We start from the raw sequence: 12,459 nt of genomic DNA, 5'->3' as shown, positions 1-12,459 counted from the left end.
GAAGGTTTGGAAGCCCAATCTTCAGCCTGTCCGGGCCAATGTTGACGGCCAAAGCGTAAAGCTTCGGGTTTGCACCCGCTGCCTCCGTTCCGGCAAAGTACAACGGGCCCAGTAGTCCGGTTTCTTTCAACCCTACAGAATTACATTATTGCATAATCAATCCAGGCGCTCCGTAAGGGGCGTCTTTTTTGTGCGCTTTTGTAGCAATCTGGTGGAGATTTAAAATAAGAATCTGCGGTTAAGTTGGGTTGGATCCGGCTGTTCAAAAATCGAAGTTGTGTGACGGCAAGCAGCGGATTTGACCTAAAATCCGGGGCTCAGTGCTCCCTAATCGAAGTTGTCCGCTGGAATACGCTGGAATACAGGGCGGTTTTTAGTGATTTGCGGAAAATATAGCTGCATAACCTCAATTTTTGAGCAGTCAGCGCCCGCATCTGAATACTTCATATTCAAAATAAGATAGCTTTCACACTCGTTATCTTTTTCAAAACATGATTCAGTAATAATCTCACCATTTAAAGTTACTTTTCCCCCGCGCTTTGATTCGAGTCTAAATCCTAACAAGGTGCTCATCCTCACTTTTGATATTCTCATTCTGTTACTAGAGAAAATTTTACAAACATATTATATTAATCCTTCTTTCAAAAAAGGACTGTAAACGGTTCCATTATTATAAACAAAGCCTCGTACCAATGAATAAAATTGATACGAGACTTAGCATTTAAATTCTCGCTCTCCGGAGAGAGCGACACTCTTTTTTTAATTCTTCTTCCCCCGGCTTACTCATTTCAATCCACGCTCTCCGCAGAGAGCGACACTATACAAACACTTTGGTTTATATCAAAGCGAACAAATTTCAATCCACGCTCTCCGCAGAGAGCGACACCGATGTATTTTTCGCCGTCAGCCGACGCCGCCCGATTTCAATCCACGCTCTCCGCAGAGAGCGACACTTTGACGTGCTGGACGAAAAAACGGAATACCGGATTTCAATCCACGCTCTCCGCAGAGAGCGACACGAGGCTATGGCGGCATCACTTTTAACCAAGAGGAGATTTCAATCCACGCTCTCCGCAGAGAGCGACACTTCTGTCTTGCTTCCCATTGCTCCACGTTTTCAAATTTCAATCCACGCTCTCCGCAGAGAGCGACACATATCAAAGAGTATCTAAAGCCCCATATAGCCAAATTTCAATCCACGCTCTCCGCAGAGAGCGACACAATTGCCAGATTTATCAATGGCTGGTTGGCCAGAATTTCAATCCACGCTCTCCGCAGAGAGCGACACCATGGCAGCCAAAGGCAGCAACCCGGATGATCTGCTATTTCAATCCACGCTCTCCGCAGAGAGCGACACCGAACTGGGTATTGATTTTGTAAGGAGGGCTAAATATTTCAATCCACGCTCTCCGCAGAGAGCGACACTGACATCTGGGTAGCCTACAATCCTAATGGACTGATTTCAATCCACGCTCTCCGCAGAGAGCGACACCAAGGTAGAACAGCCGTTGACCGATGCGGACCGGATTTCAATCCACGCTCTCCGCAGAGAGCGACACGTCAAAACGTGCAAAGCAAAAGCATAAGATAAGGGGATTTCAATCCACGCTCTCCGCAGAGAGCGACACATCTATTTACCGCGATGGCCAGCCGTGGGGCGAGATTTCAATCCACGCTCTCCGCAGAGAGCGACACCTTTTGACAGCTTCCGACTACTCGTATATACTGATATTTCAATCCACGCTCTCCGCAGAGAGCGACACTTCGATTATTGTACATTGGCAAGTCAGCGTAAGAATTTCAATCCACGCTCTCCGCAGAGAGCGACACCTTTTTAGAGTATGATGCAAGATGAAATGCAAGATATTTCAATCCACGCTCTCCGCAGAGAGCGACACCAGCATTCTGCAAGACAAAAAGCAAGATAAGCCTAAATTTCAATCCACGCTCTCCGCAGAGAGCGACACCAATTTTGGATAATGCCTATGTTGCCGGGCTATCATTTCAATCCACGCTCTCCGCAGAGAGCGACACATAATCGCTCTCAGTCATTTGCACAAAAGACTGAGATTTCAATCCACGCTCTCCGCAGAGAGCGACACCGCAGCTTAACAAGATCAACATCTATTCCCTCATATTTCAATCCACGCTCTCCGCAGAGAGCGACACTGATTTCCAGCCACAAGAGGGCCTTAGAGGAAATTATTTCAATCCACGCTCTCCGCAGAGAGCGACACATAGATACGAATATAAAGGTTGCTTCCATCAGCAATTTCAATCCACGCTCTCCGCAGAGAGCGACACTGCTATATATAGGCACGCCAACTCCTTCTCCATCTATATATAGGCTTTGCAATTATCTATATCCATAAAACACTCGGTCTCAACCACATAAAACATATCTTTTTACGTAATTTTTGGTGCGAAGGTTCCAGGAAATCGATGGCCGCTTAGGGTTCGCACTGGCAAGAACTATCCTTTCTTCCAAAATAATTCCCACCAGCCAATAGACATATAAAGCTTCAATTGCCAGCAAAACTCTCCCTTTATAGCCTCTTGAGTATAAAGTATACTCCCTTCCACCATTTGTCAACCATTTACACACCACCGCCGGCCGCTCTCCCAGTCCCATCCAGCCGCAGATTTCTCTAAACTATGGCGGCAGGCATACTATAGATCAATTAACTCCTGATTTTCTCCCGTACCTTCCCCACACCCATTAAGCAAAACTGACGATCACAATCCATTGCAGGGAATGACATTACTTCCGGCATATGTACTATTTCCCCTTCACCGGAATACCATAGTGAGGAGGTGACGCTACGTGAATATTCAACAATATAATAATCAAGAAAAGCAAGGGAATCTTTATCCTTTGGATCTGCAATTCCAGCGGATGATGCAGGAAATCGGCGCTCAACCCGAAGAGCAGATCCGGCTGCGGCTGAATCTTCTTTATAAAGCCCTGCCGGACCGCATTCAAAAAATTCTGGAGGACTATTTCAAAAAATATGGCTTCTGGGGAACGCTGAACATATCTGCCGGCGATGACGGTGTTTTGGCTAACCGGGCCAAAGCCCTGCATGATCATTATGAGGATTTCTTGTGGCTCTACCAGCGATTGGCGGACTACCGCTCCCGGCTGGTGCTTTTTGCTTTCGTAAACAACTGGTACAGCTTTGATACGGAAACACTCCGGGTGGTTAAGGAAACTTTATATAAAAGTTATTTTGACATGGATATCATGAAATGCGGATCGGAAGAAGTGATGGTCGATCTGGGTGCCTATACCGGCGATACGGTTAAAGATTATATTTCAGTCTATGGTGCAAATTATAAACGTTTCTATTGTTATGAAATCTCACCCCGTACGATGCAAATGCTCCAGGAAAATTTGAAAGGCTACGAGAACATTGTTTATTGCCAAAAGGGAGCCTCAGATCACCCCGGCCGCATGTATATTCAGGAGCATGCAGCGGATATTTCCGCCAACGTTCTTACCGATCAAGGCTCTATAGCTGTAGAAGCCGTAACCATCGATCAGGATATTCAGGAACCGGTCACCCTGATTAAGATGGATATTGAAGGTTCAGAGCAGCAGGCCTTGCGAGGAGCGGCCGCCAAAATTAAAGAAAGCAAGCCGAAGCTTGCTCTGTCTCTTTATCATAATAATGAAGATGTCTGGAAAATCCCCCGTATGGTGGAGGAAATTTGTCCCGGCTATACCTTCTATCTGAGGTATCACGGGGAGAATCTCAGTCCCACCGAACTGACTCTATTGGCTGTCTGGGAAAACGCCGAGGAAAAAGCCTAAACTAAGCTGAAGTTCTGTGTATCATCAATACTTACTTAAAGGAGCAGTAAAAGACGGCTTATACCAGCCTTTTCCTGCTCCTTTTCGATTTGCCTTTATAGCAAAATGCGCCCTTTTACGGCAACGCATGTAAGCCCAGATAAGGCCAATAAAAATGGGACGTTGCCATTATAATCAGCCCATAGCCCAGGATTACCAGGATCCCTGTTTTGAACATATCCTTGGAAGTGTAATAGCCATAGGAATATGTAGTAAGCATAGACATGGACTGAGAAGGGACCAGAATGCCCAGGCTGCTGGCCATAATGCAGACTGTACAAGCCCAAACGGGATTAAAACCCAGGGCAAAGGACAGTGAAGTAAATACCGGCAGTAAAGTAGCTACAACCCCGGTCATGTTGGCCATCCCTAACCTTACGACCACAGTTATCAGAACAATACCGATGATTGCTGTAATCTCATTTAGCCCCGAAAGGCCACCGAGATTTTGTACCAGGTAGTTGATTCCGCCGGTTTTATTCAGCGATTCAGCCATAGCCAGGCCTGAGCCAAAGAGAATAATCGATTCCCAATCCAAGGCCTTGAAAGACTCCTTACGGTCCAACACGCCAATCCCCGGTAAAAAGAGCAGCGTGCCGGCCATAAATTCTACCGGCAGGGAATAATCCAAGCCTATCAGCCAAGCAGATAAAAGAAGTCCTAAATAAATAACCATTTTCCACTGAGCCGGGCTCATTGGTCCTAAACCCTGCAACTCCCCTTTAAATATCTCGTCTTTTCCCTTCATTTTGCCGTTAAAAGGAAAAAACTTCACAATCACAACATAAATGACAATGAGGGCCAAAAGATTTGGAGGCAAATTAGATTGCAGCCAGGAAAGATAGGTCACTTTATAATGCAAATTCTTTTCCAGGTAACCGATGGCATAGATCGTAGCTGAAGCCCCTACAATAATTGTATTGGAAGTCACCATCGAAGTAACGGCAATGATAATGGAGGCTGCTTTAGAAAAATTGCGGTCCCGGCCGTTATCCAGCTTTTGCACCAAGCCAAGGCAAACTGAAGCTAAGATAGCAGTACGGGCTGCCGCAGCCGGAACAAGAAAAACGAAAATGAATGTGATCAATTCCATCATTAAGAGAAGATAATAAAGATTCCCTTTAGCCATATTGAGTATCCTGAGAGCGATCCGCTGAGCTAAACCCGTAGCCTCCATCCCTTTTGTCATCACAAATATCCCTAAAAGCCGCCAGATAATAGGGTTGCCCATCACCATGAATGTATCTTCCAAAGGGAGAATTTTAAAAATAGGCAGTAAACAAAAAATAAGCAGCGCAGTCAACGTCGGATGAATTATCTCCGTAGACCATAAGAAAACAGCTAAAAAGAAGACGTCAAGGCTTAAAATAGCTTCCCTGCTCAAATCGGTCTTAAAAATGAGAAGATAATTAACTACCCCTATTAGCATAAAGAAAACCAACACTCTTTTCAGGTTGCCTTTCATGCCGCCAACACCCCGTCCTTTATGACCACCTTTTTAAATTGCTTGTCTCCAGTCCATATTGATCCAAGACCCGCCCGGTTGTTTGGGCAATCATTTCATCAATGGTTTGAGGATGTGTGTAAAAAGCGGGAACCGGCGGCATAATCGTTACCCCGATCTGTGCCAGCTTCAACATATTTTCCAGATGAATCGGGCTTAAGGGGGTTTCTCGAGTCAATAGCACCACCCGGCGTTTTTCTTTGATTGCCACATCGGCTGCTCTGATCAAAAGCCCTCCGGTATAACCATTGGCTATACCCGAAAGGGTCTTCATACTGCAAGGGGCTATGATCATACCTTCGTTTTTAAAGGATCCGCTGGAAATCGGGGCTCCAAGACTGTCCTCATCATAAATAAATTCAGCCAAACTTCTGACCTGCTCCAGAGAATATTTCGTCTCCTGCAAAATTGTTTCCTTGCCCCATTTGCTGATAACCAGGTGTATCTCCACTCCCTGTTTTTTCAGCTCCTCCAAGATCCTTATCCCATAAATCCCGCCGGTGGCGCCGCTTATTCCTACAATAATTCTCATATTTGTTCCTCTCTTTGCTATCAACTAAACATATGCTTTATGGCAACCAGATAAGGCCTGCTTCCATTGTTTGAATTGTAAAAAGAGGCGTTCACCCCCTAAGGAATAAACGCCGTAAACTATGGGGCAGGCTATTTTAGAAAATCATTGATGTCAAATACATCCGATCCCATTGCATGGCTTCTGGTAAAGTGATCCCGGGCATCGGGTTCGGTCAGAGGCGGCTTGGTTGCATCGATACCCATTTTGGAGCCCCTGCGGATTTGGGGATGGGTTCCCGGAGGAGTAAGCAAAGGCAGTGAGGCGTCGAGATGATGGCCATGGGTTCCCCCGACAATGAATACGTCTCTCTCTGGATTGACCCGGGTTGACAAAGACCAAATCAGTTCTTTGTTATCATGGGGATCGATATCATCATCCACAACCATGGCAATTTTGGGATGGAGATAGGTGCTGGAAAGAACAGCCATGGCTACGTCTTTGGCCTCCCCTTGAATTTTCGGCGTAATCTGTACAACGATAATATGGCTGCCGCCGGCACATGGGATGGCTACAACGTCTTTAATATCCACGAAACCACCCACGTCTTTAACCCGATTGTAGATTACAACTTCCATGGGCAGCCCATCCAGGATCTGTGACGAAGCGATAGGCTTGCCGCCTTGGAGGGCATAGTAGATCGCATCCGTTCTGTGGGTGATGGCCGTTATTTCGATGACCGGGTTAAGCCCGGCCCCGGCCCTGGCGTATCCGGTATGCTCGGCAAAAGGTCCTTCCTCTTCCCGGACATGAGGCAGCATATATCCCTCGATAATGATTTCCGCATCAGCCGGCACTTCCAGATCCACTGTCTTGCATTTCACCGTGCGCACCGGCTCGCCCAGGAATGTTCCGGCCATTTCAAATTCATCCACACCGAAGGGGAAGGTCCAGCAGCAGGTTAAATAATAGGTGGCATGATGTCCGATAACGAGAGCAATGGGCATTTTTTCATTTTTCGCCTCATATTTTTGATAGATCATATCCATATGGCGGCCGGGATGAATTAAAACACCGAGACGGTCTTTGCCTTTGACCTGATGGCGGTGAAGAGATACGTTCTGGATCCCCGTTTCCGGGTCCTTGATTACCGCCATAGCCCCACCCATATACTGACCGGCATCAAGGTTTGACATGACATGGATGGGCAAATCATAAAGGCTGGCTTCAGCTCCTATTTTAACTACTTCCTGTACGGGACCCTCAGCAACCAATTGCTTTTTAGTAGGGCCTTTTTTCAGCATTTCATTCATTGTCGGAATAAACTCCCGGGGAGTAGTATCAACAGCCATAGAAAGCCGTTTACGGCTGGCGTCGGCATAGCTCACCGCCCTCCATCCGGGGAAATCTTTTAAATTCGTAAAGAACGTAGCTTTGCCGAGCCTGTTTTCACCCTGCCAGGCCAAGCCGGCCAGATTTTTCAAAGGATCAACCTCTTTGCTAATAGTAACGATCTCATTGGCCGCTTCCAGCTCCTTCAAAAATGTTCTTAAATCTCTTGGCATTTTAATAGCTCCTTTCAATTTTTTGATAAATTAAAAAGGAAACCCCAAAAAGCATTTAGCTTCTTATAGGTTCCCTACTAACCCATGATCTAAATATTTAGCTTGAATGCGGTTGCACATACCCTGGCTTATTGCCCGCCCTGGGCAGCTTTAAGGGCTTCCTGTATGTCGGGGACCAAAGCCTTCATATTGGTTTGGTAATCGGTTAAATAAGATTTGTAAGTCTCAGCTTTCCAGCCCTCTTTACCAATAGGCTGCTTGGCATTTTCGGCCCAGTCAATGAAAGCTTGGTCATTGCGGGCTTGATCCATAGCATCTTCCAACTTAGCGATTATTTCGGGGGGCGTCCCGGCAGGAGCCATCAGGCCAATCACAAACAAGATGTAAAGCTCGGGTTTTTCCAGCTCAATGAATGTAGGCGCATCAGGCCATTTTTCAGCCCTTTCTTTCAGGGTAACGGCAAGCATGTTCACCCGGCTGGGGTCCAAGCTGGCGGCCCCCGGAGAGCTGCTGCCTGCATCAACCTGACCGCCTAATACGGCGGAAGCTACTTCACCGGCGCTATCCATAGGCACGAAGGTCCATTTGCCGCCATAGATCTTGGTGAGAGTAATGGCTGTGATATGATCGGTGGAGCCTATACCGGAGCCTGCAATCTTGATGCCTTCTTCTGTTTGGGCCTTGGCAACCAGGTCGTCCCAGGTCTTAATGGCAGACTCTTTGGAAACGAAGATACCGTTACCATCGCCATTAACCCAACTATAAATAGGAATCAATGCTTCTTCGGGAGCAGCCTTCAACTTATAGGATTCGGGAAAAATCATAGCGTTGAGGCTCATGGCATTGGTTGTTGCTATCAAGGTGTAACCGTCAGGCTTTTGCTCGCCTACGTAGTTCATTGCGATAAGACCCTGGTTGCCTGGTTTGTTCTCCACAAGGACCGTCTTACCGATATATTTTTGAAGATAGGGCTGAATTCCCCGTACGGCTGTGTCCACGCCACCGCCCGGATTAAATCCAACCATGACGGTGATGCTCTTTGTCGGATAATCTTCGATGTTTTTAGCGCTGTTATCACCGCACCCAACCAGGGTTAGGGGCAGGAGGACAATCAAGCCGATAGCCAAAACCTTCCGCCAAATGTGTTTCCTCATCATTTCTCCTCCTAGCTAACTTATTTGGGAAAACTAGAGATTACGAAGCAGTTTTGCCTCTTTGCGGCTCTTAAACAGCTTGAAAAGAAGAGGTGCAAAGAGAATTAGGGCCAGTATGCCCCAAAGAAATATTGCCAGGGTACCGTTGAAAAAGATTCTATGGGAGCCGTCGGATAAGAGTAAAGCCCGGAAGTAGTTCTTCTCAAGGATAGGCCCCAGAACTACACCCAGGATAGCCGGCGCCGGAGGATACTTAAGGACAGCCATGACATAACCAATCAGGCCAAAAAGGAAAGCTACCACCAGATCGTAGAAACTATTGGTCGTAACAAAGGCGCCAATAAAGCAGGTAACCAATGTACAGGGAACCAAATACTCAATAGGCAGGATAGTCAATTTGGCAAACCAGTTGGCAAAAATAAGGCCAACCAGCACATAGGCAATACTGGCCACGATAATACCCCACATCATCGCCCAAACCAGAGGAGCTTTGTTGGTAAAAAGGTCCATTCCGGGAGTCAATCCATACATAATCAGGGCTCCCAAAAAAACCGCCGAAGTGCTTCCTGCGGGAATACCCAAAGTAAGAGTAGGAATTAAAGCAGCAGGCTGGCAAGAATTGTTGGCCGCTTCCGGACCGATGATTCCTTCTACCATCCCTGTGCCAAATTTCTCAGGCGTTTTGGAGAATTTCTTCTCTACTTCATAAGCAGCCATGCTGGAAATGGTAATACCGATTCCGGGCAGTACGCCCATAACGACGCCTACCAGAGAAGATCGTAAAATTGACATCGGGCGCTTTAGGGCTTCTTTGAACCCTCCCATAACGGTACCCGTCATCTTGCCAAACTCGGCTACGGTCCCTCCCTCTTCGCCGGCTTGCATCAGTTCGCCTATGGCAAAGAAACCAATCAGGACTAATTCAAACTCAATTCCGTCAAATAAGTAGGCAGACCCAAAGTTATAGCGTACAAAACCAGTAGTCAAGTCATAGCCGATAAAGCTCACCATCAGGCCGATAATAGCGGAAACCAAACCTTTGATCCTGTTTTTCCCCGCCATGCCTCCGATCAAAGTCATGCCTAATATAGCCATGATAGTATACTCGGCAGGCCCTATCTTTACGGCCAGCTTCGCCAGGGGAGGAGCGGCCAGCATTAGGACGAAGGTTCCCAGAATGCCGGCAAGCATGGAGGAAGCCATGGAAATCCCGATTGCTTCACCGGCTTTACCCTGTTGAGCCATAGGATGGCCGTCGAAGCAGGTAGCCACAGCTCCGGCTCCCCCGGGCACGTTCAAAAGGATCGAAGAAATAGAAGCGCCATAACCGTCAGAGGCCCACAGAGCTAAAAGCAGCATGAGCCCGATCAGCGGCGGGACGTTAAATATGATAGGCAAAAGTAAAGATAGTCCAACTCCCGCACCAATCCCCGGCACAATGCCAACAGCAATGCCGACGAATACGCCAACTAAAACTGCTATTATCGAAGTGGGGGCCAGGGATGAAAGTAAACCTTGCAATACAACTGATTCCATCTAAGCAATAAACCTCCTCTTCTTCTCATCTCATATAAATCAACCATGTTTTCTCATCCTCCGAAAAAGATGCCATGGTACAAGCTAACCTTCAGCAACATGCCAAAGAGCAGATACACAACCACTACCGAAGCAAGAGAGACGATGGTCAGCGTCTTTTTGTTTTTGGCGCCAAAAGCCAGCCCGCAACCATATACAATCACAAAAGATGAGAGGGTCATGCCGATAAAATAGGTAAGAATCAGATAGAGGAGCATGCTGCCAAAGCCCAGGCTGACAGCCCGCCAATTCATAGGCCGGTCCGGTTTTTTATAGGAAGCGGCCGGCTTTTTGATCACGGAAAAGATTATGCTGCCCGTTAGCAATAACCCGATAATATCGACCATCAGCGGCAGCTCCTTTGGCCTGGGCGGATAAGTTATGCCGATGATAAGAAAGGCGGCAAAGAATATAAAAATTAGTATAGCAAACCCTAATTCCAGTTTTTTTCTCAGTTCCGGTTCCATCATTATCCCTCCCTTTTCACAAGTGTTGAACTGTTTCATCTCTCCACTCTTTCCACCTCCCCGGACTTTTCCCACGAAAAAATCAGTGCAACAGCTTGTTCCAGAGTGATCACATCGGCATATTTGGCGTTCATGTCAAACAAATTTACCAGATGTAAGGTCGAGGACCGGTCAAAGGTAGCCTCTTCCACCACCAGCGGATGAAAACCGTGGGAAAAGGCGTCAATTACCGTAGCCCTAACACAACCCGATGTAGAAGCTCCCGTCACCAAAATGCTGTCAATACCCAGCTTGTGAAGATACGTAGCCAAGGGAGTTTCAAAAAAAGCGCTGGCTTTATTCTTTTTAAGTACAAGCTCATTTTCCTGTGCCATGATACATATGGGTATCTGATCTCCTTCAGGTTTAAGGTCCTTCTGTGTGCGTGTCCTTATCGTGGCCCCTCCGAAAAACTTTTCCTGCGCCTTATTCCCGGTAGTATATACAATGGTTATTCCTGCGCTGCGGCAGATATACAGAAGTTGTCTGATGGCATCTACTGCCTCCCAGGCGGCCGGGCAACTGGTAGCGTAGGATTCCGCTTGTTCCGGCGAGGGTCCCCCCGTAAAAGATTGGGTCACATCTATAATCAGAAGAGCCGGTTTCTTGCCTAAATAAATCCTTTGTGTTCCATAGCCGGCTTTTTGGCAGATCAAGCGCTCCTCTTCACTGATAACGGTTTCCCATAGCCTCATTCCTTCATCTCCTTTCGGAAAATAAAAAAGCCTACATAAATTGAGCTATTTATGTAGGTTCCACACTTACCTATAAATCTGCCATAAAGCTATAGAATTGTCTTTTTCCCCTCGCTGCCCTTCATATTTGCAGGCAAACCCAATTTCCTAGCGCTACTGTAGAAAACGGAAGCCTGAAAATAGAAAAAGCCTACATAAACAATACGTTATGCAGGCTCCACACTAGCCTTTAACAAATATTATTTTTTCTAAGGGGCCTTTGTAAACTTTACCACAATTTGATTATAAAACAAAACTCGTTGCCTTGCAATATACTTATTTAAAATATTAAGAGTATTTTATCAATTAATTTTCCATAGCCGCATTAATCAGGTCGGCATAACAGGAAGCCGTTATCGTACGGGGAATAGGTAAAACATTTTTTCCCTGCCGAGCGCTTTCGTCGGCAAGATCAAGCAATTCTTCCGGTATGACAAAGACGTCCACATTCATCCTTTTCATATCGGTAATTTTGCCTGCAAAAAAATGATAATCAAGCACACCCGCTTTCAGGATTTCTCCCAAGAAGTAGTTGGCACACCGCAAATGCTCTGCCACAACCCCAACCCGAGACCCTTTTTTTATGGCTTTCAACATGCGAATGCCAATTGGCAAAAGGGTCAATTCGGCGGCTATAAGCTTTTTATTTTCACTGCGAAATTGTGTCCTGAGCTTTTCATATCTAATTCCATGGGAATAGGCAATATAAATATCGGATTCATTTTTATCCAATTCATCAAAAAGGCAGATCTCTACGCTTGCTATATCTTTTAAAATACCGCCGATTCTCCGCTGCAGCATTTTGCTGGGTGCATTGTACCCGCCAACAATAGTAGCTTTTAACATAATTACCGCCCCCTGCTAGTTGATATTTGCCTATTTTAAAACTTAATCATTCAGGCTTCATCTGTCAAGGAATAATATATGGCGGTTGCAGCCGGTTAAGTCCGGCTTCTTTTTTTTGCCTCAGCTAACAAATCCGCCAGATCATTGGCAGAAAAGTCAAAGGTGTTGTTGCAAAAGTTGCAGCGCAGCTGAGATTTGCCATCCTCCTCCA

At 46.3% G+C, this 12,459-nt stretch carries 11 protein-coding genes and 1 CRISPR repeat array; of the genes, 2 read left to right on the top strand and 9 right to left on the bottom strand.

Going from position 1 to position 12,459, the window contains the following annotated elements:
• Positions 1–115, top strand: a 115-nt coding sequence (locus NC238_15635; GenBank protein MCM1567337.1) for a 50S ribosomal protein L28, incomplete at its 5' end; no start/stop codon positions are given.
• A gap of 212 nt (positions 116–327) precedes the next feature.
• Here the strand turns inward: NC238_15635 and NC238_15630 are convergent.
• Positions 328–564, bottom strand: a complete 237-nt coding sequence (locus NC238_15630) for a hypothetical protein (GenBank protein ID MCM1567336.1) — start codon at positions 562–564, stop codon at positions 328–330.
• Positions 565–719: 155 nt separating this feature from the next.
• Positions 720–2,304: direct repeats of the CRISPR family, unit length 33 nt; unit sequence ATTTCAATCCACGCTCTCCGCAGAGAGCGACAC.
• A gap of 520 nt (positions 2,305–2,824) precedes the next feature.
• Here NC238_15630 and NC238_15625 point away from each other — a divergent pair.
• Positions 2,825–3,814, top strand: coding sequence for an FkbM family methyltransferase (locus NC238_15625; GenBank protein ID MCM1567335.1), 990 nt, complete (start codon positions 2,825–2,827; stop codon positions 3,812–3,814).
• 115 nt (positions 3,815–3,929) lie between these two features.
• On the opposite strand, the gene NC238_15620 is transcribed toward NC238_15625, so the two are convergent.
• The 8 genes from NC238_15620 to NC238_15585 form a co-directional block, all read right to left on the bottom strand.
• Positions 3,930–5,318, bottom strand: a complete 1,389-nt coding sequence (locus tag NC238_15620; GenBank protein ID MCM1567334.1) for an SLC13 family permease — start codon at positions 5,316–5,318, stop codon at positions 3,930–3,932.
• 19 nt (positions 5,319–5,337) lie between these two features.
• Positions 5,338–5,889, bottom strand: a complete 552-nt coding sequence (locus NC238_15615) for a UbiX family flavin prenyltransferase (protein ID MCM1567333.1) — start codon at positions 5,887–5,889, stop codon at positions 5,338–5,340.
• Positions 5,890–6,020: 131 nt separating this feature from the next.
• Positions 6,021–7,433 carry a UbiD family decarboxylase gene (locus tag NC238_15610; protein ID MCM1567332.1) on the bottom strand — a complete coding sequence of 471 codons (1,413 nt, stop codon included), beginning with the start codon at positions 7,431–7,433 and terminating at the stop codon, positions 6,021–6,023.
• A gap of 128 nt (positions 7,434–7,561) precedes the next feature.
• Positions 7,562–8,590, bottom strand: a complete 1,029-nt coding sequence (locus NC238_15605) for a tripartite tricarboxylate transporter substrate binding protein (protein ID MCM1567331.1) — start codon at positions 8,588–8,590, stop codon at positions 7,562–7,564.
• A gap of 30 nt (positions 8,591–8,620) precedes the next feature.
• Positions 8,621–10,123 carry a tripartite tricarboxylate transporter permease gene (locus NC238_15600; GenBank protein ID MCM1567330.1) on the bottom strand — a complete coding sequence of 501 codons (1,503 nt, stop codon included), beginning with the start codon at positions 10,121–10,123 and terminating at the stop codon, positions 8,621–8,623.
• A gap of 53 nt (positions 10,124–10,176) precedes the next feature.
• Positions 10,177–10,632, bottom strand: a complete 456-nt coding sequence (locus NC238_15595; protein MCM1567329.1) for a tripartite tricarboxylate transporter TctB family protein — start codon at positions 10,630–10,632, stop codon at positions 10,177–10,179.
• Positions 10,633–10,664: 32 nt separating this feature from the next.
• Positions 10,665–11,363: an isochorismatase family protein gene (locus NC238_15590; protein MCM1567328.1), complete on the bottom strand. Its 699-nt coding sequence runs from the start codon at positions 11,361–11,363 to the stop codon at positions 10,665–10,667.
• 345 nt (positions 11,364–11,708) lie between these two features.
• A complete protein-coding gene (locus NC238_15585) occupies positions 11,709–12,248 on the bottom strand; it encodes a hypothetical protein (protein ID MCM1567327.1) in 540 nt (179 codons plus the stop codon).
• Positions 12,249–12,459 lie beyond the last annotated feature (211 nt).

It is taken from the genome of Dehalobacter sp. (genome assembly GCA_023667845.1).
Taxonomy (GTDB): domain Bacteria; phylum Bacillota; class Desulfitobacteriia; order Desulfitobacteriales; family Syntrophobotulaceae; genus Dehalobacter.
Note: the sequence above shows the minus strand (reverse complement) of the source record. Positions and strands in the feature narration are given on the sequence as shown.